Raw genomic sequence first — 22,479 nt, 5'->3', positions numbered from 1 at the left:
TACTAGTACTGGTTAAATTAGAAAATAATTCTAATAACCATGGAAATGGCGCTTGAAAACAAGCGCCATTTTCCCTTGTGGCGGCGTAGCATCTTCGTCAGTATCAACGAAGGTCTTTCCATGCTCGTGCAGCCCAGCCGTTCCCCGTTCCCCCAGCCCCCGGCGCTGGCCGCGCTTATCGAGGCGCTGCGCCAGGCCGATGCCCAGGCCCCTGCGGCCATGCTCCCCGATGCGATCGGACGGGTCCTGGAAGACTTCGTGCCGGGCGATCCCGCGCAGCTGCTGCTGCCGCACCAGTGTCGCGGCGATGGCGAACGCTACGCCCGCCACCTGCTTTACGCGCATCCGCAAGGGCGGTTTTCCGTCGTGGCGCTGGTGTGGCAGCCCGGGCAATACACGCCCGTGCACGGGCACTACACCTGGTGCGCCTATGCGGTGCTGCAAGGCGCCCTGCTTGAAGAGCGTTTCGAGTGGGACGCCGGCCAGGGCTGCGCGCATCCGGCGGGCTGGAGCGAACGGCCGGCCGGTTCGACGGCGTGCGCGCATGCGGGCCTGCTGGACATCCACCGCCTGCGCAATGCGGGCCGGCACGCGGCGATCTCGCTGCATGTCTATGGGGTGGACGGCGAGCGCGTGGCCACGCACGTGAACCGGCTGGCGCCGCCGGGGCCGGGACGCTAGCCGGCGTAATCGACCGGCAGGGCGGTCGTGTACTTGATCTGTTCCATTGCAAACGACGAACTGACGTCGTGCAGGTCGGTGATGCGGATCAGCTTCTTGTAGACCGCGTCATAGGTGGCGATATTGGGCACCACGACCCGGATGAGATAGTCCACGTCGCCGCTCATGCGATAGAACTCCACGACCTCGGGGATGTCCTTGACGTGCTGGGCGAACTTGTCGAGCCAGGCCTGCGAATGCTGGTTGGTGCGGATGGAGATGAACACCGTCACGCCCACGTTCAGCTGTACCGGGTCGCACAGCGCCACCTGCTTGCGGATCACGCCGCTGTCGCGCAGCTTCTGGATACGGCGCCAGCAGGGCGTGGATGACAGATTGACCTGATCAGCGATCGCCTGGATCGGCGTGTCTGCATTGTCTTGCAGGATGGCGATGATCTTGCGGTCGATGGCATCCATGAGCGTCCTGTTGTGGCACGACGAAGTCCCTGCATTCTAAGGCAGCAGACCCCGCGCAGGCACGATTTGCCGGGCTCCGGCCTACCGGGGTCCGGCGCCGGGCGGCGCGCGGCGCTTGCGCTAGCCGCTTACGCGGCTGCGCACCGCGTCCTGCGCCCGGTCGCCGATTTGCGTGGCAACCTGTTCCATGATCTGCGTGTACCGGTCCGTCGCCGATGCCAGGCGGGTCATGGCTTGCCCGATCGTGTCCTGCAGCTGGTCCAGCAAGGCCTGCGCCATGTCGGCCGGCCCGCGCAGCCTGAGATCGGCCTGTTTTTCGCTTTCCGTCGCCTTGCGGGCCGGATCGCTCGTGCCCGGCGGTTGGTGCGCCAGGCCGGCTTGCGCGAGAATCTGCATGACCGCGTCGTGGACCTGCGCCGGCAGGCCGGCCTGGCCCAGGACGGCCGCCATCTGGGCGATGAGCTTGGCCAGTTCCTGCGCGGCCGCGGACAGGCCGCCGGCCTGCTGCGAGCCAGCCAGCGTGGCGATGGCCGCCGCCAGCAGCTGGAAGGCCTGCTTGAGCCGCTCCATGTCGCCGGCCTGCGCGCGCTTGTCCATCGCTGCTTCGATTTTTCTCTGCGCTTCCTCGAGCTTGGCGGCCTTGTCGCTGGCCTCCTGTTTCCGGGAGTGGACCGGATCGGGCTTGCCCGCCTCGCCGTTCGCCGGGGCAGGCGTGGCAGCCGGGCCGTTCGGCGCGAACAAGGCTTGCAGCCCGCCGGCGCCGGGGGCCAGCAGGGCGAGGGCTTGCGTCATCTGCGCCAGCACGCCGGCCTGCCCGGACAGTTCCTGCTGCAGCATATGGGCCGCCAAGGCCTGCTGCTTCAATCCGGAGGAAATACCAGGCGTGCCCGAGGGCAGCGCCGTCACGTTGCCGGCCCCGTAGGCGCCGCCGATCGTCGTATTCATGTTTGCTCCTCGTAGGCCGGCGCCGGGTGGATGGGGCGATGCAGGAAAAGGGCGGGCCGATGCTGCCTCAGTAACCGCGGCGCGCCGGCGGTTCCCGGGCAAGGCGAGGATAGGGCGGAGCAGGCCGGCCGCCGCCGGCCTGCGGGCCGGCGGCGCGGCGCCTAGCCGGCGGCGGCGGTCTTGCGGGGCGCGCGCTTGCGCGGCGTCTTGCCGGCCGGGGCGGCGGCCGTCTTGCGGGCGGCCTTGGAGGGCGACTTGGCCACGGTTTTGGCCGCGGTTTTGGCCGGCGCGCGGCGGCGCGGCCCCTCGGCCTTGTCCGCGGCCCGGGTGAAGATCTCCCGCATGACGGCCAGGCGCTGCTGGGCGGCGTCGGTCAGCGGGATGCCGGCCATCACCACCTGGGTCATGTCCTCGAGCGCCGTGCGGATATCGGCCGGCGTGGCGCGAGAGAGCAGCACCGGCATGGCGGCGATGGCGCTGGGGGCATCGAGCATCATCATCAGGGCCTGGTCGCGCACCACATCCTTGAATTCCTGCAGGGCCACGACCTTGTCCTTCTCGGCGCGCATCTTGCGGATCAGCTTGAAGCTGCGTTCATCCAGGCCGCCCAGCGCGTCGCTGACGTAGATCAGCATGCGCAGGCAGGCTTCGCGCAGGCCGCCTGTCTCCATCAGGCCGCGCAGTTCCTGCGCGCGCCGCAGCATGAACTCGCGGTGCTCGGGCGAGATGCCGGGGTGCTTGCGCACCGGGCCCAGGTTGGCGCCCAGGCCGGCCCAGTCCTGCACCAGCGGCGAGCCGTAGACCGTCATGAAGACGTTCTCGAGCAGGTCGTCGCGCAGCTTGGTCCAGATCTCCAGGTTCGATTCGATGGTGTTGGCGGCGATCTGCTCGGCCACCTGGAAGGGATTGTCCTTGGCGACCGGCTTGCGGTGCTTGCGCACCTCCTGGGCCAGCGGCTTGAGCGGCGCGGCCAGCGGGCTGCGGTCCGAGAACATCTCGTAGGACAGCCGCAGCGGATGGGCGCGCTGCATGAACTCGGCCACGGGCGGGGTCACGGCCTGGCGCACCCAGGGCTGCACGAAGGTGCGGTACAGGCCCAGGTTGATCTTGCCGATGCGCTTGACGGCGGCAAAGCGCCGGTCGTCCTCGGGAATCTGCTGCACGATCTTGCGTACGTCGTCCAGCCTGCGCCGGCCGAAGTGCAGCACGTAGTCGCCATAGGCCAGGTCGGCATTGGGCGTGTCGGGGGTTTTCTCGGAGATCTCGGCCTCGTAGATGCCCGGCGGCAGCACGTCGATCATGTCGATGTTGCCGGTGAACTCCTGGTGCTCCTTGCGCGCCACGCTGCCCGACACGAAGATGCCCAGGTGGCCGATGCTTTCGTGCACGGCGTACACGATGGTCTGGCCGTGGGCCCGCACCTCGTTGTCGTCCTGGTAGAGGTCGGTGATCCAGCCCAGCGCCTGCGGCGGCGGCGTGATGTTATCGCCCTTGGAGCAGAACACGATGATGGGCGACTTGACGTTGCGCAGGTCCAGCCGGATGCCGTCGCTGGTGACCAGTTCGGCGCTGGAGAGCTTGTTGCCGATGAACAGGTTATCGACGATGTACTGGATTTCCTCGCGGTTCAGGAAGACGTGGCCGCCCCACCATTTCTCGAAGCCCAGGTAGCGCTCGGCTTCGGTGTCCACCTTGCTGTACAGGTTGTATTGCTTGCTCCAGAGCGTGTTGGCCGGATTCAGGTTCTCGAAGTTCTGCACCAGCCAGGCGCCGTCGAACTTGCCGCCGTCCAGGTCGCTGGTGAAGGCGGTCAGCCACGAGCCGCCCACCAGGCCGCCGAAATAGCGCATGGGGTTCATGCCGCGCCAGCCGGCCCAATAGGACAGCGGCGCGCCGGCCAGGATGATGGGGCCGAACAGCTCGGGGCGCATGGCGGCCGTCATCATGATCTGCCAGCCGGCCTGGCAATTGCCGATGACCACCGGCTTGCCCTCGGCCTCGGGATGCAGGGCGATGACCTTCTCGATGAAGTGCGCCTCGGCCCGCATGACGTCCTCGACCGTCTGGCCGGGCATGGGTTCGGGCAGGAAGCCGATGAAATAGCAGGGATGGCCGGCGCGCACGGCCACGCCGATCTCGCTTTCCGGCTTGAAGCCGCCGATGCCCGGGCCGTGCCCGGCGCGCGGGTCCACGATGATGAAGGGCCGCTTGCGCGTATCGGTCTGGACGTCGTCGGGCGGGATGATGCGGGTCAGGCCGTAGTTGACCGGCCGCGGCAGCTTGCGTCCGTCGTCCACGAACTCGTAGCGCATGGACAGCACATTGGGGGCCTTCTTGGCCATGTGCTCCTGGTACTGGTTGCCGCGCTGGCGCATGACATCCGCATACAGCACGCTGCGCTGCCAGGCGTCGATGGCGTAGTCCAGGGCGGGAGTCCAGGGGCCGGGGGGTATGAATTCGTCCAGCGAGGCGTTGCTGCCGGGTGGGGAGGCCACAGTCGATCTCCTTTGTTATGGCCCGGGCAGCAGGATGCGGCGCCGGGGCACGGCGCGGACTGGGCGCGCCGCTATCGCCCCATTACAGCAAAAACGATGTTGCAACGCAACATGCCTCCCGAGGGGCGCCCCCCGGGGCCGGCGCGGCCCCCTCAGTCCACCTGGGCTCCCGACTCCTTCACCACCTTGGCCCAGCGGGCGATGTCGGCCTTGTGGATCTTCTCGAAGGCCTCGATGCCCGGATCCTGCGGCGGCGTGACGCCCTGGGTGTCGACCAGCCATTGCCGGAACGCCGGCGTGGTGATGGCCTGGGTCACCGCCTGGCTCATGCGCTGCTGGATGTCGGCCGGCAGCCTGGCCGGGGCGAACAGCCCGTACCAGGTGGTGCTTTCGTAGCCGGCGATGCCGCAGGCTTCGGCCACGGTGGGCACGTCGGGCAGCGCGGCGATGCGCTGGGCGGCGGTCACCGCCAGCGGCCGCACCGTGCCGGCCTTGATCTGGGCGATGGAGGGGGCGCTCTGGTTGAAGAAGAAATCCACTTCGCCGGCCAGCAGCGCGGTCATGGCCGGACCCTGGCCCCGGTAGGGCACGTGCATGACCTCGATGTTTGCCCCGCGCGTGAATTGCGCGCCGGCCAGGTGGCCCGAGGACCCGTTGCCGGTGGAGGAATAGTTCATCCGTCCCGGCCGGGACCTGGCCAGCGCCACCAGCCCCGCGCAGTCCTGGATGTCCGGGTGCTTCTTGGGGCTGATCAGCAGCACGTTGGGCACGTCGCCCAGCAGGGCGATGCGGGTGAAGTCCTTTTCCACGTCGAAGGACAGCGACTTGTACAGCGCGGCGTTGATGGCATGGGTGCCGGCCGTGCCCAGCAGGAAGGTGTAGCCGTCGGGCTGGGCGCGCGAGACGATCTCGGAGGCGACGTTGCCGCCGGCGCCGGTGCGGTTGTCCACCACGATGGGCTGTCCCAGCATGGGTGTCAGGCTCTCGCCCAGCTTGCGGGCATACAGGTCGGTGCCGGCACCGCCCGGAAAGCCGCCCAGGATGGTGATGGGGCGGCTGGGCCAGGCGTCGGCGGCCAGGGCCGGCGCGGCGGCCGGGACGGAAACGGCAAGCAGGGCAGCAATCGAAAGTACGCGCAACATCATGGTTTTCCCCTTGTATGGTCGATGGATCAGCGCAAGCGAATGACTGGATGCGAACGGGCGTGGGCGGGATCTTCTGGGGTGGCGGCTCCTTGTGGCGGCAATCGTGGAAGAACGGCGCGCCGCTCAGCGCAGGCTGGCGCAGGCGTCGGCGATGCGTTGCAAGGCGGTGCGCAGCTGCGCCGCCGAGGTGGCGTAGCTGATGCGGAAATAGGGCGCCAGGCCGAACACGCTGCCGGGCACCACCGCCACGTCGTGCCCGGCCAGCAGCAGTTCGCAGAAGTCGGCGTCGCTGTCCAGGCGCTTGCCGGCAGGCGTGCTGCGGCCGATGACGCCAGCGCAGTTCACATAGGCGTAGAACGCGCCTTCGGGGCGGCGGCAGCTCAGGCCTTCGATGCCGTTGATCGTATCCACCACCAGGTCGCGCCGCTGCTGGAACGAGTCGCGCCGTTCGGCCAGCAGCGCCTGCGGCCCTTGCAGGGCCTCGATGGCCGCGGCCTGCGCGACCGAGCAGGGGTTGGACGTGCTCTGGCTCTGCACCACTGCCATGGCCGCGATCAGTTCGCGCGGCCCGCCCGCGTAGCCGACGCGCCAGCCCGTCATGGCATAGGCCTTGGAGACGCCGTTGACGGTCAGGGTGCGCGGCGCCAGGCGCGGCTCGACCTGCGCCAGCGTGCAGAAGCGCCGGCCGTCGTAGAGCAGGTGCTCGTAGATGTCGTCGCTGATGATCCAGACCTGCGGATGGCGCAGCAGCACTTCGGCCAGCGCTCGCAGCTCTTGCTCGCCGTAGGCCGCCCCGGTGGGGTTCGACGGCGAGTTCAGCATCAGCCAGCGGGTGCGCGGCGTGATGGCGCGCGCCAGGTCCTGCGGCGCCAGCCTGAAGCCGTTGGATTCCAGGCACGGTACGGCCACGGCCTTGCCCTCGGCGATGGCGATCATGTCGGCATACGAGGTCCAGTAGGGCGCGCCCACGATGACTTCGTCGCCCGGGTCCAGCGTGGCCATCAGGGCGTTGTGGATGACCTGCTTGGCGCCGGCCCCGGCGCTGATCTGGTCCAGCTCGAAGCGCAGGCCGTTCTCGCGGGCGAACTTGTCGGCGATGGCCTGCTTGAGCGCCAGCGTGCCGTCCAGCAGGGTGTACTTGGTCTGCCCCTCGGCGATGGCGCGCATGGCGGCCTGCTTGACGTTCTCGGGCGTATCGAAATCCGGTTCGCCTGCGCCCAGCACGATCACGTCCCGGCCTTCGCGGCGGTATTGCGCGGCGCGCGCGCCGATGCGCAGGATCTCCGAGACCTCGATGCGGGCGATGCGGCCGGCGCGGCGCAGGGCCGAAGGGGCGGTGCGCGCCGTATCCATGCCGGACCGGGGAGCGCCGGCGCCGCTCATCGCCGCGCCCCTTGGCCCGAAATGCGGCGGCAATGGTCCAGGGCGGCCTCGAACAGGTTGTCGCTGGCCTCGGGCGTGCGGAAGGCCGAATGCGCCGAAAGCGTGACGTTGGGCACCCGGGTGAGCGGATGGTCGGCCGGCAGCGGTTCGATTTCGTAGACGTCCAGCCCGGCGTGGCGGATCTTGCCGCTGTGCAGCGCCTCGATCATGGCAGCCTCGTCCACCAGCGCGCCGCGCGCGGTGTTGACCAGGATGACGCCGTCGCGCAAGGCGGCGATGCGCTCGCGCGAGAGGATGCCGCGCGTTTCGTCGGTCAGCAGCAGATGCAGCGATACCACGTCGCTGTCGGCCAGCACCTGCTCGAAGGAAACGAATTGCACGCCGGGATGCTGCCTGGGGCTGCGGTTCCAGGCGATCACGCGCATGCCGGCGCCTTGCGCGAGCCGGGCCACTTCGGCCGCGATGCCGCCAAAGCCGACCAGCCCCAGCGTCTTGCCGGTGAGCTGCACGCCGTCGGTGCGCAGCCACTGGCCGGCCCGCATGCCGCGGTCCATCTGGGCGAAGCCCTTGGCCGCCGCCCACATCAGCGCGAAGGCGCACTCGGCCACGGCCGTGTCGCCGTAGCCCTTGATGATGTGGACGGTGATGCCCAGCCCGGCCAGCTCTTCGGGGTTCATGTAGGAGCGCGGGCCGGTGCCCAGGAACACCACGTGCTTGAGCGCCGTGCAGGCGCGCGCGATGTCGGTGGGCAGGTGGGTGTGGTCGACGATGGCGATTTCGACGCCTTCGAGCAGCGCGGGAAGCTGCTCGGGCTTGATGTCCGGCTGGCGGTTGATGGTCAGCGGCAGGTCGTCGCTGCGGTGCAGGCGCTGGGCGACGGCGGCCAATGTGGGGTTGGCGTCGACGAACACGGCTTTCATGGGCTGGATTTCCTTGTGAGCTGAAAACGGGACACAAGACGGCACTGGGACAGGCCGTGTATGCGTCGCTGTATTCAGATGATGATTATTGTTCTGTATGCAGTCAAGTGCTATGCTCGCCGCACTTTGGAAACACCATGGCGGACCTCTTCATGACACCAGCCCTTTCCAGCCGCAGCGGCGGCCAGATCCTGATAGACCAGCTCGTGCGCCAGGGCGTGCAGCGCGTGGCCTGCGTGCCGGGGGAGAGCTACCTGGCGGCGCTGGACGCGTTGCGCGACAGCGGCGTGCAGGTCGTCGTGTGCCGCAACGAGGCAGGCGCGGCGATGATGGCCGAGGCCGAGGGCAAGCTGGGCGGGCGCCCGGGCGTGTGTTTCGTCACGCGCGGTCCGGGCGCCACCAACGCCAGCCATGGCGTGCATATCGCCATGCAGGATTCCACCCCCATGCTGCTGTTCGTCGGCCAGGTCGAGCGCGGCATGCGCGAGCGCGAGGCCTTCCAGGAACTGGACTACAAGGCCGTGTTCGGTTCCATGGCCAAATGGGTGGTGGAGATCGACCAGGCCGAACGCATCCCCGAACTGGTGGCGCGGGCCTTTCGCGTAGCCATGCAGGGGCGGCCCGGCCCGGTGGTGATCGCCCTGCCCGAGGACATGCTGCGCGAAACCTGCGCGGTGGCCGATGCCCCCTACGTCGAACCGGCGCTGGCCTGGCCCGCGCCGCAGGACATGGCGCGGCTGCAGGACATGCTGGCCGGCGCGCGCGCGCCCATCGCGGTGCTGGGCGGCACCGGCTGGGACGAACAGGCCTGCGCGGCCTTCGCGCGCTTTGCCGAGCGGGCGCAACTGCCGGTGGCCACGTCCTTCCGGCGCGCCGCGCTGTTCGATGCGGGGCACCCGCTGTATGCGGGCGACCTGGGCATCGGCCCGGACCCGCGGCTCAAGCAGCGCGTGGCCGAGGCCGACCTGGTGCTGCTGGTGGGCGGGCGCCTGTCCGAAATGCCTTCTTCTTCCTATACCGTGCTGGACGTGCCGGTGCCGCGCCAGCAGCTGGTGCACGTGCATGCGGGGGCGGAGGAGCTGGGCCGCGTCTACCAGCCCGCGCTGGCGGTGCAGGCCGCCCCGCGCGCCTTCTGCGCGGCGCTGGCCGACGTGCAGGTGCCCGCCGCGCCGGCATGGGCCGGTACGGCTGCCCAGGCCCATGCCCAGTACCTGGACTGGACCGAGACCCCGCGCACGCTGCCCGGCGATTTCCAGTACGGCCAGGTCGTGGCCTGGCTGCGCGATCGCCTGCCGGCCGATGCCATCGTCTGCAACGGCGCGGGCAACTACGCCGGCTGGCTGCACCGGCATTTCCGCCACCGCGCCTACGGCACGCAGCTGGCGCCCACCAGCGGTTCGATGGGCTACGGCGTGCCGGCCGCGGTGATGGCCAAGCTGCGCCATCCCGAGCGCATCGTGGTGGCCTTTGCCGGCGACGGCTGCTTCCTGATGAACGGCCAGGAGTTCGCCACCGCCGCGCAATACGGCGCGGCCATCGTGGTGGTGGTGCTGGACAACGGCCAGTACGGCACCATCCGCATGCACCAGGAGCGCGACTATCCCGGCCGGGTGGTGGGCACGCAGCTGCAGAACCCCGATTTTGCGCTGATGGCGCAGGCTTTCGGCGGCCACGGCGAAACCGTGCTGCGCACCGAGGACTTTGCCCCGGCCTTCGAGCGCGCGCTGGCCTCGGGCCGGCCGGCCATCCTGCATTGCCGGCTGGATCCGCGTGCGCAATCGCATGCGCGCGATTTTGTGCCGGCCGGCCAAGCGCGAGGCTAGCCATGTCCGCAGCGACTGTCCCCGCCGCCAGCGACAGCACGGTCGACAAAGTCTACGACCGCCTGCGTTCCATGGCCATCAGCTACGTCTTCAAGCCCGGCGAGCGCCTGAACGAAGTGGCCCTGGCCAAAAGCCTGGGCGTGAGCCGCACGCCGCTGCGCGAGGCCCTTAACCGCCTGTGCATCGAGGGGCTGCTGCGCTTTCTGCCCGGCAAGGGCTTTTATTGCCGCGACCTGGACGTGCAGGAGATCTACTCCCTGTACGAGCTGCGCAAGGTGCTGGAGGTTTCGGCGGTGCGGCTGTCGATGCAGCGCGCCGGCGACGGGCAGGTCCGCGCGCTGCTGGACTTCCTGGACCAGACCGGGCCGGACGCCGGCGCGCTGAGCGTGTCCGAGATGGTGGACCTGGACGAGCAGTTCCACGAGCGGCTGATGGAGATGTCCGGCAACCTCGAGATGGTCCGGGTGCTGCGCAACGTCAACGCCCGCATCCGCTTCGTACGCTGGATAGACATGAACCGCGGCGACCGGCCCGCCTCGCAGCGCGAGCACCGCGCGGTGCTCGAGGCGCTGCTGGCGCGCGACGAGCCGGCCTGCGTGGCGGTACTGGAGCGCCACATCGGCCGGCGCCTGGACCAGATCACCTCGGCGATCCGAGAGGGCTACGCGCAGATCTACATGGGCGGCATCGGCGCGGGCTGAGCGCCGCGCCCGTCTCAATACGTCTTGTAGGGCAGGAACTTGCCGCTCATGACGATCTGCACCCGGTCGCCGTTGGGATCGGCCTCGCGCGCAAGATCCATGCGAAAGTCGATGGCGCTCATGATGCCGTCGCCGAACTCCTCGTGGATCAGCGCCTTGAAGGTGGTGCCGTAGACGCTGACCAGCTCGTAGAAGCGGTAGATCAGCGGGTCGGTGGGCACGGCGGTGGGCAGCGAGCCCTTGTAGGGCACCACCTGAAGCTGCGTGACCGCCTCCTCGGGCAGGTCCAGCACGGCCGCGGCGGCCTTGGCCTGCGCCTCGGTCAGGGTCATCTGGCCGAGCAGGGCGGCGGTGGTCCATTCCTTGCTCTGGCCGACGGCCTCGGCGATCCGGGCCCAGGACAGTTTCTTTTCGATCTTGCGGCTGACGATCAGTTCGGTGACTTCGGCGCGGGACATCATGATGGCAGGAGCTCCTTGCGGTGGGCGCGGTCGACCAGGAAGTCGACCAGCTGGTTGCGGATTTCGTAGTAGCGGGGTTCGTGGTGCAGCGAGGCGCGGGTGCGCTCGCGCGGCAGGTCGATCCGGACGGTTTCGGCGATGCGGGCGCAGGGGCCGGTGCTCATGAGCAGGATGCGGTCCGACAGCAGGATGGCCTCGTCCACGTCGTGGGTGATCATGAACACGGTCTGCTGCGTGGCCTGCACGATCCGGCGCAGTTCGTCCTGGATGGTGCCGCGCGTGAGCGCGTCCAGCGCGCCGAAGGGTTCGTCCAGCAGCAGCATCTTGGGCTGGATGGCGAAGGCGCGCGCGATGCCCACGCGCTGCTTCATGCCGCCGGACAGCTCGCTGGGCTTCTTGTGCAGCGCATGGCCCAGCCCCACCATTTCGAGGTAGCGGACGCTGTGCGCGCGCACCTGCTCGCGGGTGTGGCCCGGCCAGCGCGAGCGCACGCCGAATTCCACGTTCTGCAGGGCGGTCAGCCAGGGCAGCAGCGCATGCGCCTGGAACACCACGCCGCGCTCGAGCGACGGGCCGGCGATCTCGCGCCCGTCCATGATGACCGCCCCTTCGGTGGGATGGTCGATGCCGGCCAGGATGTTCAGGATGGTCGTCTTGCCGCAGCCCGAATGGCCGATCACGCATACGAACTCGCCGCGGGCGATGCCGAAGTCCACCTGGTCGAATACCGGCTCGCCCAGCTGCCCGCGCGGGCCGGGATAGCGCTTGCCCAGCGACTCGATCTTGAGGAAGGGTCGTTCCACGTTCTACTCCCGGTAGCTGACCAGCCGTGCGGCGCGGGCCAGCGCGGTGTCCAGCAGCATGCCGACCAGGCCGATGACCAGGATCGCGCAGATGATGTTGGCGATGGACAGGTTGTTCCACTCGTTCCAGACGAAATAGCCGATGCCGGTGCCGCCGATCAGCATCTCGGCGGCCACGATCACCAGCCAGGCGATGCCCACCGAGATGCGCATGCCGGTCATGATGGTGGGCGCGGCCGCCGGCAGCACCACCTGCAAGGCCGTGCGCAGGCGCGACACTTGCAGCGTGCGCGCCACGTTGAGCCAATCCTGCCGGACCGCCCCCACGCCGAAGGCGGTATTGACCAGCATCGGCCAGACCGAGCAGATGAAGATCACGAACACCGCCGAGGTATTGGCGTCCTTGATGGTGTAGAGCGCCAGCGGCATCCAGGCCAGCGGCGAGATGGGCTTGAGCACCTGGATGAAGGGGTCGAAGGCGCGATAGACCGTGCGGGACATGCCGATCAGAAAACCCAGGGGGATGGCCAGCAGCGCCGCCAGCGAAAAGCCGGCCAGCACCCGGGCGATGGAATAGCCCAGCTGCACGCCGATGCCCTTGTCGTTGGGGCCGCGGTCGTAGAACGGGTCCCGCAGGTGTTGCCACAGTTGCGCGCCCACCTCCATCGGGCCGGGAAAAGGCGATTGCCCGCCGCTGGCGGCGGCGCTGCCCACCAGCGCGGCGTATTCCGGATCGACCACGGCCTGGCCGGCCGTGCCGCCGGTGGCGGCATGCCACACCAGCAGGAAGCCGGCCAGCAGCGCCACCGACAGCAGGCGGGCGGCCCAGGGGTTGTCCGTCCGGCGGGCCACGTCCTTCTTTTTCATGGGCTCAGCTCCGGCGGATCTTGAAGCTTTGCAGGTAGGCCTCGGGCTGCGCCGCGTCGAAGGGCTTGCCCATGACGGAAAAGCCCTTGGTATCGGCCTCGGGCGCCTCCAGCCCGGCCTCGCGCATCAGGCGGCGCGCGTCGGTGGCCAGGAAGACCTCGCTGGCCACTTTCTGGTAGTCGATATCGCCCTTGACCTGGCCCCAGCGCTTCATCTGCGTCAGGATCCACACTGCGAAGGATTGCCAGGGCATGGGATCGAAGTCGATGCGGTCCGGCGCCTTGACCACCTTGCCCAGGCCGTCGGCATAGGTGCCGGTCAGCACCTGTTCGACCACCGTCACCGGCTGGTTCAGGTAGTTGGGCGTGGCGATGGCCGCGGCGATCTCCTTGCGGTTGTCCGGGTTGCGGGCGTAGGCGGTGGCCTCGATGATGGCCTTGAGCAGCGCCTGGTAGGTGTTGGGCATGCGGGTGACGAACTCGCGGCTGGCCGCGAAGGCGCAGCAGGGATGGCCGTCCCAGATCTCCTTGGACAGCAGGTGGATGAAGCCCACGCCGTCGTATACCGCGCGCTGGTTGACCGGGTCCGGCGCCAGGAAGCCGTCGATGTTGTCGGCCCGCAGGTTGGCCACCATCTCCGGCGGCGGCACGGCGCGGATCTGCACGTCGGTGTCCGGATCCAGCCCGTGCTCGGCCAGGTAGTAGCGCAGCAGGTAGTTGTGCATCGAATAGTCGAAGGGCACGGCGAACTTGAAGCCCTTCCAGTCCTTGGGGTCGCGCCTGTCCTTGTGCTTGACCGCCAGGGTGATGGCCTGGCCGTTGATGTTCTCCACGGCCGGCATGGTCCAGGGCACCGCGGCGGTGGTGCCCGCCCCCAGGCTGATGGCCAGCGGCATGGGCGAGAGCATGTGCGCGGCGTCGTACTCGCCCGATAGCGCCTTGTCGCGGATCAGCGCCCAGCCGGCGGTCTTGACCACGTCCACGTCCAGCCCCTGCTTGGCGTAGAAGCCCATCGGGTGGGCCATGATGATGGGCGTGGCGCAGGTGATGGGGATGAAGCCCACCTGCAGCTTCTGTTTTTCCAGCGGGCCGCTCGGCTGGGCGAAGGCCTCCTTGGCCAGCGCCAATGGAAACACCGACGAGACCGCGGCCAGCGCCGTGCCGCTGCCCACGGCCTTCAGGAAGCGGCGGCGCAGGCCGTCGTCGGGAAACAGCGCGCGCATCACCGCGCCTTCGACGGCGCGCGCCTGCAGCGCCTCGGCGCGCAGGGCCTGTTCGTGCTCGGCCTGGCTGGCGTGGCGGCCGCAGGCGCAGCGCAAGCGGCTGTCGGCGTTGAAGGGATTGCTGAATAGGGACATGGCAGGGCTCCGGTCGGGACGGTCCGTTAAAGGGCGGGGCTGGCTACGCGCGCGGCGTATTCGATGTCTTCGCGGTATTGCTCGTAGGCGCGCTGGTACTCCATCACGCGCGCCACGTCGTCGATGAAGGCCTCGGAATAGCCGGCGCGGCGCAGCAGGTGCAGGCCCAGTTCGGCGCCGCTGGCGATGCCGCCGGCGGTGACGATGCGCCCGGCATCGACCACCCGCGCGCGGCTGATGCGGCAGGCCGGCGCCAGCGTGGCCAGGCGGTCGATGGGCGTGCGGCCCAGGTGCGAGGCTTCCAGCTTGTCAGGCTCCTTGCGGCTGGTGGCCGGCAGGCCGTCGAGCAGGCCCATGCGCGCATAGATCCACGAGCCGGTACAGACGCTGCTCAGCAGGCAGGCCGGCGGCAGCGCGGCGATATAGTCGTGCAGCCGCGTGTTGTGCATTTCCTGGCGCGTGCCCAAGCCGCCGGGGATCAGGAAGGCGTCCAGGGCGGGGCGGTCGGCGAAGCTGTAGGACGGCAGCACGGTCAGGCCCGCCTGCGTGGCGATGGGCCGGTGCGCGTCGGCCACCAGGAACACGTCCAGCTCCGGATCGAAGCGGCGCGCCACCGAGAACACGCCATAGGGCGCGGCATAGTCGATGACTTCCGCGTCCTTGAAGATGTAGATGCCCAGCCTGAAGCCCGCCTTGTTCACGGTTCGCCTCCTTGGCGGCGGCGCGTGGCGCGGGGATCGCGCAGGCGCCAGCCATGGCGGCATGATCGCGGCTGCGCGGGCGCGGGCCTATCCCGGATTCAGTGATACCTGTGTAGTGTTTGGTCTACGCGGTGCATGCCGCGCACGGCTTCGGTGCGGCGCGCCTTATCGCGCACCCAGCTGGTGCCGGTTGGCGTAGTCGACCAGTTCCACCAGCGTGCGCACGCCCAGCTTCTCGAAGATGCGGGCGCGGTAGGTCGATATGGTGTTGGCCGACAACGCCAGCTGCTCGGCGATGGCCGAGACCGATTTGCCGGCCACCAGCAGCTGCAGCACCTGGAACTCGCGGTTGGACAGCAGCTCGTGCGGTGCCTGGGGCCCGTCGCGGCGCACGTTGCGCGCCAGCAGCTCGGCCACCGCCGGCGTCACGTAGGGGCTGCCGGCGGCGGCCTTGAGCAGCGCGTCCATCAGCTCCTCGGGCTGGCAGCCCTTGTTCAGGTAGGCATGCGCGCCGGCGCGCAGCGCCCGCACGGCGAACTGCGACTCGGGATAGACCGACAGCATCACCACGCCCAGGCCCGGGAATTCGGCGCGCGCAGTCTTGAGCACGTCCAGGCCGTCGCGCTCGCCCAGCGCCACGTCCAGCACCATGGCATCGTAGCGGGCCCCGCGCAGCAGGCGCAGCGCCGAGGGGCCATCCTGCGCCTCGTCCACCTTCGCCACGCGCGGGTCCTGGCCCAGCAGCTGGGCCAGGCCGCGGCGGATGATCATGTGGTCGTCGACGATGAGCAGCTTCAGGGCCATGGGCGGCATCCGGCAATCACGCAACGCCGGACAATACCAGGCGCGCGCGCGTGCCGGCGCCGGGCTGGCTGTCCAGCACCAGGTCGCCGCCGATGGAGCGGGCCCGTTCGCGCATGCCCAGGATGCCGAAGGTGTGGGGCTGGGCCTGCACCTGCATGCCGACGCCGTCATCCTCCACGCTGAGCACCAGGTCGCGGCCTTGCAGCCGCACCTGCATGCTGACGCTGCGCGCCTGCGCATGGCGCTGCACGTTGGTCAGCAGCTCCTGCACGATGCGGTAGACGGCGATTTCGGCCTCGCGGCCCAGCCGGCAGCGTTCGGTATCGGCCGGGCAGACGTAGCGGCAGTCCAGCGCGCTGCGGCTTTGCAGGTCCTGCAGCAGGGATTCGAGCGCTGCCCACAGGCCCAGGTGGTCCAGCACCACGGGGCGCAGGTCGTTCAGGATACGGCGCGTCGCGCCCATGGCGGTGCGCGTGACTTCCATCATGCGGTCCAGGTGCGCCAGCAGCGCCGGCTGGCCGGGCAGCTGTCCGCGCAGCCAGGCAAGATCGAGCTGCAGCGCCGTGAACGAGGCGCCCAGCTCGTCGTGGATGTCGCGGGCGATATGGGCCCGCTCTTGCTCGCGCAAGGTGCTCAGGTGCGCCGAGAGCCGCCGCAGCGAGTCGTGGGCGCTTTGCAGCCGGGCGGTGCGCTCTTGCACGCGCCGCTCGAGCAGCGCCTGGGTGGCCTGCAGGGCGCGTTCCATCTGCTTGCGCTCGGAAATGTCCGAGAAGGTGACCACCGCGCCGACCACCGTCTGGCCGTCGCGGATGGGGTAGGAGGCGTACTGCGCCGCGAAGCAGCTGCCGTCGCGCCGCCATAGCACCTCGTCGTCCACGCGCTCGCCGCGTCCTTCGCGAAAGGCCTTGAAGATGCGGCACTCGTGCACCGGCATCAGCGTGCGGTCCGGGTGCGAGTGGTGGATGAGGTAGTGCATGTTGCGCCCGACCACCTCGTCGGGCGTATAGCCCAGCATGGCCGCGCCCGGGCCGTTGATGAAGATGCAGCGCCCGCGCAGGTCGATGCCGTAGATGCCTTCGCCTGTGGATTCGAGCAGCATTTCCAGCTGCCTGCGCCAGGCGGCGTGATGCGAGAGCCGCTTGAGGTCGGCGAACATGGCTTCAGTCCAGCTTCTTCTGCCAGAACAGCGCGTGGCCGGCGCGCGCATCGAGCTGGTAGCCGTCGTAGCCTTCCGAGCGGTACAGCGCCTGCGCCGGCGCGTTGCCCTGCAGCACTTCCAGGGTGATCTTGCAGCAGCCCAGCGCCCGCGCCCGCCGCTCGACCTCGGCCAGCAGCCGGCGGGCCACGCCTTGGCCGCGAAACGGCGCAGAGACCATGAAGTCGTGGACGTTCAGCAGCGGCTTGCAGGCAAAGGTGGAAAAGCCTTCCATGCAGTTGGCCAGGCCCGCCGGCGCGCCGTCCACGTAGGCCAGCAGCACGTGCACGCCGGGCCGCCGCGCCAGCGCGCCGGGCAGGTCCCGCTTGACCGCCTCGGGCAGGGGCTGGCCGCCGCCCATGGGGTCGCGCGCGTACTCGTCCAGCAGGGTGACGAAGTCGCGGGCGTGGTCGGGTCGGTTCAGGTCGGCGGGCAGGATGTCGTACATGGGCGGCGGTGCTGTCGGAGGAGGGCGCTGCGCAGGATCTCCATGGACGGGCGGAGCGAGGCGGGACAGCGCAGTGTAAGCGTGGGTATGATGCGCTGACAATCAGAGGAGACCGTCATGAAGAGGAGACAATCATGACCCGTATCGCAGTCGTAGGCGCCGGCGGCAAGATGGGCTGCCGGGTATCGGCCAACCTGAAGGCCTCGCCCTGGCAGGTCGAGCACATCGAAGTCAGCCAGGCCGGGCGAGAGCGGCTGCAGGCGCTGGACATCCAGTGCGTGCCGGCCGAGGAAGCCCTGCCGCGGGCCGACGTGGTGATCCTGGCCATCCCGGACAATCTCATCGGCAAGATCACCGCCCAGCAGACGCCGCTGTACCGGCAGGGCGCCATGCTGATCGCGCTGGACGCGGCCGCGCCGTTTGCCGGCGAGCTGCCCGGGCGCGAGGACCTGACGATATTCGTGGCCCACCCTTGCCATCCGCCCCTGTTCAACGACGAGACCAGCGCCGCCGCCAAGGCCGATTATTTCGGCGGCGTGGCCGCCAAGCAGCACATCGTCTGCTCGCTGATGCGCGGGCCCGACGCGCATTACGCGCTGGGTGAGCAGGTCGCGCGGCAGATGTACGCGCCGGTGATGCGCTCGCACCGCGTCACGGTCGAGCAGATGGCCATACTCGAACCGGTGCTGTCCGAGACCATCGGCGCGACCTGCATCGCCATCATGCGCGAGGCTACCGACGAGGCGGTGCGCCGCGGCGTGCCCGAGCAGGCCGCGCACGACTTCATCCTGGGCCACATGACGGTGCTGACCGCCATGCAGTTCGGCCTGATGGGCCCGGGGGCGCGCATGTCGGACGCGGCCATCAAGGCGGTGGAGATCGCCAAGAAGGAGCTCTTTGCGCCCGACTGGAAAAAGGTCTTCGAGCCGGCGGCCGTGGCCGCCAGCATCCGCATGATCACCGCCCCCTGAAGGCGGCGGACCGATGCGCAGCGGGCCCGGCCGCCGCCCAGGGCGCATCGCCCGACATGGCGCGGGCGGTGCGCCGGGCGGGTCAGGAGAGCTTGACCCCCAGCTTGTCCAGCCAGGCCAGGCCCGCGTCGGTATCGCCGCGGGGCTTGTATTCGCAGCCGACCCAACCCGCGTAGCCAAGCTTGTCCAGGGCCTCGAACAGCGCCTCGTAGCGCAGCTCGCCCTCGTCCGGCTCGGCCCGCGTAGGCACCGCGGCGATCTGCACGTGGCCCACGCGCGGCAGGTGCCGCGCCAGCCGGGTCAGCACGTCGCCCTCGGTCACGCCCACGTGATAGGCGTCGAACATGATGCGCACGTTGTCGCGGCCGACCGCTTGCAGCACCGTTTCGGCTTCGGCCAGCGTCGAATAGAAGTAGCCCGGCTTGTCGCGCGGGTTGATGGGTTCGAGCAGCAGCGTCAGGCCGTACGCGGCGGCCTTGTCGGCGGCCTGCCGCAGGTTGTCCGCGAACACGGCGCCGGCTTGTTCGCGCTGCGCCGGCGGCACCACCCCGGCCATGGCGTGGATGGCGCTTGCGCCGCTGGCGCGGGCCCAGGCGATCGATTGGTCCACGGCGGCCTGGAACTGCGCCTGGCGCCCGGGCAGGGCGCCCAGGCCGAATTCGCCGCGCGCGGTATCGCCCGGATCCGTGTTGATGCCCAGCAGCGTCAGGCCCAGGCTTTCGCACAGCTGGCGCACCTGTTCGGGCGGCGTATCGTAGGGCCAGTGCAGTTCGATGGCCTGGAAGCCGGCGCGGGCGGCGGCCTGGATGCGTTCGGGCAGGGAAAGCTCGGGCCAGAGAAAGCCCAGGTTGGCGGAAAAGCGCGGCATGGCGGCTCCGTGTCAGGCAGAAGTGGTGGAGGAAGAGGGCAGCGGCATGGCCGCGCGGATGCGGCCGTCGGTATTGCGCATGTGCGCGCTGGCCGCGCGGCGGGCCGCGGCGGCATCCCGGTCGGCGATGGCCTGGGCGATGGCGGTATGCTCGGCGACCACCTGCCGGGCCATGCGCGGATTGCGCGCTTCGTTGCCGCGCGTGAGCCCGATGGCCTCGTGCAGGAAATGGCCCAGGAATTGCAGCATGGACGGAAACAGCGGATTGCCGCTGGCCTGCGCAATGGCCATGTGAAAGCCGATGTCTTCCCGGACCCCGTCGCTGCCGTGCTCGCCGGCATCGGCGATGGCCTGCAGCGCGCGCCAGATGCGCGCGGCCTGTGCCTCGGTGCGCCGCTGCGCGGCCAGCGAGGCCATCTCGGCCTCCAGGCTGCGACGCAGCTCCAGCACGCACAGGGCGTCGTCGATCGAGCCGCGCACGTCCAGGTCTATGCGAAACGGCGTATTGGCGTTCGGGCCCAGCACCACCGTGCCGCTGCCCTGGCGCGTATCGACCAGGCCGTCCGAGCGCAGGCGCGAGATGGCCTCGCGCACCACGGTGCGGCTCACGCCGAAGCGGCGCGTCAGCGCCAGCTCGGTGGGCAGGTGCGAATGGACCGGGAACAGGCCGTTGCGGATTTCCCGGCGCAGGGTCTCGGTGACCTGGCTGGCCAGCGTGCTGTTTTCCGTGGGGCTGCGTCGCGCGGTGTCCTGGCTCATGCGTCTTTCCTGTGTGCGGGCTGCGGCCCATGCGTGCGGCCGGCGCGTGCTAGGGTAATCACTAGTCGGATACGATCCGGCTTGGCCGCCTGGATGCGGTAAATTGTATGATGAATTTGTATGACAAACCAGGAAAGGGAGTGAACGTGGGTACCAAGCACAAGATTGCGGTGATCGCCGGCGATGGCATCGGCACCGAGGTGATGCCCGAGGGGCTGCGCGTGCTGGACGCGGCGGCCACCCGCTTTGGCATCGACTTCCAGTTCGACGAGTTCGACTGGAGCTCGCAGCGCTACGCCAAGCACGGCGCCATGGTGCCGGACGACTGGGAAGCGCAGATCGGCAAGCACGAAGCCATTTTCTTCGGCGCCATCGGCTGGCCCGAGATCATTCCCGATCACCTGGCGCTGTGGGGCTCGCTGCTGATGTTCCGCCGCAAGTTCGACCAGTACATCAACCTGCGGCCGGTCAAGCTGATGCCGGGCGTGCCTTCGCCGCTGGCCAACCGCAAGCCGGGCGACATCGACTTTTTCATCGTGCGCGAAAACACCGAGGGCGAGTATTCCAACAGCGGCGGGCGCCTGTTCGAAGGCACCGACCGCGAGATCGTCATCCAGGAAAGCGTGTTCAGCCGCCACGGCGCGCATCGCGTGCTCAAGTTCGCCTTCGAGCTGGCGCAAAAGCGCGGCAAGCACCTGACCGCCGCCACCAAGTCCAACGGCATCTCGATCTCCATGCCCTGGTGGGACGAGCGCGTGGCCGACATCGCGCAGCAGTATCCGGACGTGCGCTGGGACAAGTACCACATCGATATCCTGACCGCGCACTTCGTGCAGCATCCGGACTGGTTCGACGTGGTGGTGGCCTCCAACCTGTTCGGCGACATCCTTTCCGACCTGGGCCCGGCCTGCACCGGCACCATCGGCATCGCGCCGTCGGCCAACCTCAATCCCGAGCGCAAATTCCCCTCGCTGTTCGAGCCGGTGCACGGTTCGGCGCCCGATATCGCCGGCAAGGGCATCGCCAACCCGATCGGCCAGATCTGGAGCGGCGCGCTGATGCTCGACTTCCTGGGCTATCCGGAAGCCGAGAAGGCGGTGATGCGCGCCATCGAGACCGTGTTGACCGAAGGCCCGCGCACGCCGGACATGGGCGGCAAGGCCAGCACGGTGGACGTGGGCAAGGCGGTGGCCGAGATCGTCGCCTCGGGCGCCTAGGCGCGCCGGCACAGACAAGCCAACATGGAGCAGAGACAAGCATGAAAGGCATGGTATTTATCGGCGGCAAGTGGCAGGCGCCCAGCTCGGGCAAGACCATCGACGTCATCGACCCGGGCACGGGCCAGGTCATCGGCCGTATCGCCGACGGCCAGGCCGCCGACATCGACCTGGCGGTCAAGGCGGCGCGCCAGGCGCTGGCCGGCCCGTGGGCGCGCCTGACCGCCACCGAGCGCGGGCGCCTGCTCACGCGGCTGGCCGAACGGATCATGGCGAACTACGACGAGCTGGTCGACCTGGAGTCGCGCGACTGCGGCAAGGTGCTGAGCACGGCGCGCAGCGACATCAAGCTGCTGGCGCGCTATTTCGAGTTCTACGGCGGGGCGGTCGACAAGATCCACGGCGAGATCATCCCCTACCAGAACAACCATGCGGTCAGCCTGGTGCGCCAGCCATTCGGCGTGACGGGCCACATCATTCCCTGGAACTACCCCACCCAGATCCTGGGCCGCTCGGTCGGGGCGGCGCTGGCCATGGGCAACGCCACGGTGGTCAAGCCGGCCGAGGACGCCAGCCTGTCGATCCTGCGCGTGGCCGAGCTGGCCGCCGAGGCGGGCTTTCCCGAGGGCACCTTCAACGTGGTGCCGGGCTACGGGGCCACGGCCGGGCAGGCGCTGATCTCGCATCCGGGCGTGAACTTCGTGTCCTTCACCGGCTCGCCGCAGGTGGGCACCATCGTGCAGCAGGAAACCGCGCGCCATCACGTCAAGTGCGTGCTCGAACTGGGCGGCAAGTCGCCGCAGGTGGTGTTCGCCGACGCCAACCTCGAACGGGCCATTCCGGCCATCGTCAACGGCATCATCCAGAACGCCGGCCAGACCTGCTCGGCCGGCTCGCGCCTGCTGGTCCAGAAAGAGATCTACGACGAGGTGCTGGCGCGGGTGGCCGACCGTTTCGCCAAGCTGCGCACCGGCGTGCAGTCCGACGACCTGGATTGCGGGCCGCTGATCAACGCCAGGCAGCGCGAGCGCGTGCAGCGCTTCATCGACGACGCCGTGCAAAGCGGCGCGCGCATCGCCGCGCAGGGCAAGCTCGACGGCGTGCCGTCCGGCGGCTTCTACGTGGCGCCCACGCTGTTCGCCGACGTGCCGCGCGAGCACCTGCTGGCCAAGGAGGAAGTGTTCGGCCCGGTGCTGGCGGCCATGCCTTTCGAGGACGAGGCCGACGCCATCGCGCTGGCCAACGACACCGACTACGGCCTGGTGGCCGGCGTCTGGACCGAGCATGGCGGGCGCCAGCAGCGCGTGGCGCGCGCGATCGACAGCGGCCAGGTCTACATCAATTGCTACGGGGCCGGCGGCGGGGTCGAGCTGCCTTTCGGCGGCTTCGGCAAGAGCGGCCACGGCCGTGAAAAGGGCCTGCTGGCCCTGGAGGAGATGAGCATCACCAAGACCATCGTGCACAACTACGAGTAGGC

22 protein-coding genes are annotated in these 22,479 nt (G+C 69.1%); 6 read left to right on the top strand and 16 right to left on the bottom strand.

The genetic code is table 11. The features are described 5' to 3' along the window. Positions 1-39: 39 nt before the first annotated feature. Positions 40-681, top strand: a complete 642-nt coding sequence (locus V8Z80_RS17495; protein WP_336062932.1) for a cysteine dioxygenase family protein — start codon at positions 40-42, stop codon at positions 679-681. On the opposite strand, the gene V8Z80_RS17490 is transcribed toward V8Z80_RS17495, so the two are convergent. The 6 genes from V8Z80_RS17490 to V8Z80_RS17465 form a co-directional block, all read right to left on the bottom strand. After that, entirely contained in the window at positions 678-1,139 is a 462-nt protein-coding gene (locus tag V8Z80_RS17490) for an Lrp/AsnC family transcriptional regulator (protein WP_155192932.1), read from the bottom strand. The two genes, V8Z80_RS17495 and V8Z80_RS17490, sit on opposite strands and share 4 nt — an antisense overlap. A 120-nt stretch (positions 1,140-1,259) precedes the next feature. Continuing rightward, on the bottom strand, positions 1,260-2,084 hold the full coding sequence (locus tag V8Z80_RS17485; protein WP_336062931.1) for a hypothetical protein: 825 nt from the start codon (positions 2,082-2,084) through the stop codon (positions 1,260-1,262). 161 nt (positions 2,085-2,245) lie between these two features. Next, positions 2,246-4,579 carry a DUF3141 domain-containing protein gene (locus V8Z80_RS17480; protein WP_336062930.1) on the bottom strand — a complete coding sequence of 778 codons (2,334 nt, stop codon included), beginning with the start codon at positions 4,577-4,579 and terminating at the stop codon, positions 2,246-2,248. Positions 4,580-4,731: 152 nt separating this feature from the next. Continuing rightward, positions 4,732-5,724, bottom strand: a complete 993-nt coding sequence (locus V8Z80_RS17475) for a Bug family tripartite tricarboxylate transporter substrate binding protein (RefSeq protein ID WP_336062929.1) — start codon at positions 5,722-5,724, stop codon at positions 4,732-4,734. A 123-nt stretch (positions 5,725-5,847) separates the two neighbouring features. Continuing rightward, complete coding sequence (locus V8Z80_RS17470; RefSeq protein WP_442951994.1) at positions 5,848-7,107, bottom strand: pyridoxal phosphate-dependent aminotransferase; 1,260 nt, start codon at positions 7,105-7,107, stop codon at positions 5,848-5,850. Then, the gene (locus V8Z80_RS17465) at positions 7,104-8,027 is read right to left on the bottom strand and encodes an NAD(P)-dependent oxidoreductase (RefSeq protein WP_336062928.1); all 924 of its coding nucleotides are present in this window, start codon (positions 8,025-8,027) and stop codon (positions 7,104-7,106) included. The genes V8Z80_RS17470 and V8Z80_RS17465 overlap by 4 nt, the downstream gene beginning before the upstream one ends. A gap of 152 nt (positions 8,028-8,179) precedes the next feature. Between V8Z80_RS17465 and V8Z80_RS17460 the strand changes: the two genes are divergently transcribed. Then, positions 8,180-9,850 (top strand): thiamine pyrophosphate-binding protein, encoded by a 1,671-nt coding sequence (locus V8Z80_RS17460; protein ID WP_155192924.1) that lies wholly within the window; start codon positions 8,180-8,182, stop codon positions 9,848-9,850. Between the two features lie 2 nt (positions 9,851-9,852). Continuing rightward, positions 9,853-10,551: a GntR family transcriptional regulator gene (locus V8Z80_RS17455; RefSeq protein ID WP_155192921.1), complete on the top strand. Its 699-nt coding sequence runs from the start codon at positions 9,853-9,855 to the stop codon at positions 10,549-10,551. A gap of 14 nt (positions 10,552-10,565) precedes the next feature. Here V8Z80_RS17455 and cynS read toward each other — a convergent pair whose 3' ends face one another. The 8 genes from cynS to V8Z80_RS17415 form a co-directional block, all read right to left on the bottom strand. Further along, positions 10,566-11,009 carry a cyanase gene (gene cynS / locus V8Z80_RS17450; protein ID WP_336062961.1) on the bottom strand — a complete coding sequence of 148 codons (444 nt, stop codon included), beginning with the start codon at positions 11,007-11,009 and terminating at the stop codon, positions 10,566-10,568. After that, positions 11,009-11,815, bottom strand: coding sequence for an ABC transporter ATP-binding protein (locus V8Z80_RS17445; RefSeq protein ID WP_336062927.1), 807 nt, complete (start codon positions 11,813-11,815; stop codon positions 11,009-11,011). The genes cynS and V8Z80_RS17445 overlap by 1 nt, the downstream gene beginning before the upstream one ends. Before the next feature lie 3 nt (positions 11,816-11,818). Next, positions 11,819-12,682 carry a nitrate ABC transporter permease gene (ntrB, locus tag V8Z80_RS17440; protein WP_336062926.1) on the bottom strand — a complete coding sequence of 288 codons (864 nt, stop codon included), beginning with the start codon at positions 12,680-12,682 and terminating at the stop codon, positions 11,819-11,821. Between the two features lie 4 nt (positions 12,683-12,686). Beyond that, positions 12,687-14,039, bottom strand: a complete 1,353-nt coding sequence (locus V8Z80_RS17435; RefSeq protein WP_336062925.1) for a CmpA/NrtA family ABC transporter substrate-binding protein — start codon at positions 14,037-14,039, stop codon at positions 12,687-12,689. 26 nt (positions 14,040-14,065) lie between these two features. Next, positions 14,066-14,740: a DJ-1/PfpI family protein gene (locus tag V8Z80_RS17430; protein WP_336062924.1), complete on the bottom strand. Its 675-nt coding sequence runs from the start codon at positions 14,738-14,740 to the stop codon at positions 14,066-14,068. 165 nt (positions 14,741-14,905) lie between these two features. Continuing rightward, positions 14,906-15,544: a response regulator gene (locus tag V8Z80_RS17425; protein ID WP_155192914.1), complete on the bottom strand. Its 639-nt coding sequence runs from the start codon at positions 15,542-15,544 to the stop codon at positions 14,906-14,908. 16 nt (positions 15,545-15,560) lie between these two features. Next, complete coding sequence (locus V8Z80_RS17420) at positions 15,561-16,700, bottom strand: sensor histidine kinase (protein WP_336062923.1); 1,140 nt, start codon at positions 16,698-16,700, stop codon at positions 15,561-15,563. Between the two features lie 4 nt (positions 16,701-16,704). After that, the gene (locus tag V8Z80_RS17415) at positions 16,705-17,187 is read right to left on the bottom strand and encodes a GNAT family N-acetyltransferase (RefSeq protein WP_155192911.1); all 483 of its coding nucleotides are present in this window, start codon (positions 17,185-17,187) and stop codon (positions 16,705-16,707) included. Positions 17,188-17,318: 131 nt separating this feature from the next. Here V8Z80_RS17415 and V8Z80_RS17410 point away from each other — a divergent pair, with 131 nt between their 5' ends. Then, positions 17,319-18,158, top strand: coding sequence for a phosphogluconate dehydrogenase C-terminal domain-containing protein (locus V8Z80_RS17410; protein ID WP_336062960.1), 840 nt, complete (start codon positions 17,319-17,321; stop codon positions 18,156-18,158). Positions 18,159-18,240: 82 nt separating this feature from the next. On the opposite strand, the gene V8Z80_RS17405 is transcribed toward V8Z80_RS17410, so the two are convergent. Further along, positions 18,241-19,026, bottom strand: coding sequence for a hydroxypyruvate isomerase family protein (locus V8Z80_RS17405; RefSeq protein ID WP_155192908.1), 786 nt, complete (start codon positions 19,024-19,026; stop codon positions 18,241-18,243). 12 nt (positions 19,027-19,038) lie between these two features. Continuing rightward, entirely contained in the window at positions 19,039-19,785 is a 747-nt protein-coding gene (locus V8Z80_RS17400; RefSeq protein ID WP_336062921.1) for a FadR/GntR family transcriptional regulator, read from the bottom strand. A gap of 146 nt (positions 19,786-19,931) precedes the next feature. Between V8Z80_RS17400 and V8Z80_RS17395 the strand changes: the two genes are divergently transcribed. Continuing rightward, positions 19,932-21,002, top strand: a complete 1,071-nt coding sequence (locus tag V8Z80_RS17395) for a tartrate dehydrogenase (RefSeq protein ID WP_336062959.1) — start codon at positions 19,932-19,934, stop codon at positions 21,000-21,002. A gap of 41 nt (positions 21,003-21,043) precedes the next feature. Beyond that, positions 21,044-22,477 carry an aldehyde dehydrogenase family protein gene (locus tag V8Z80_RS17390; RefSeq protein ID WP_155192904.1) on the top strand — a complete coding sequence of 478 codons (1,434 nt, stop codon included), beginning with the start codon at positions 21,044-21,046 and terminating at the stop codon, positions 22,475-22,477. The last annotated feature ends 2 nt before the right edge of the window (positions 22,478-22,479 follow it).

The organism is Orrella sp. JC864 (assembly GCF_037026685.1).
Taxonomy (GTDB): domain Bacteria; phylum Pseudomonadota; class Gammaproteobacteria; order Burkholderiales; family Burkholderiaceae_B; genus Orrella.
Note: the sequence above shows the minus strand (reverse complement) of the source record. Positions and strands in the feature narration are given on the sequence as shown.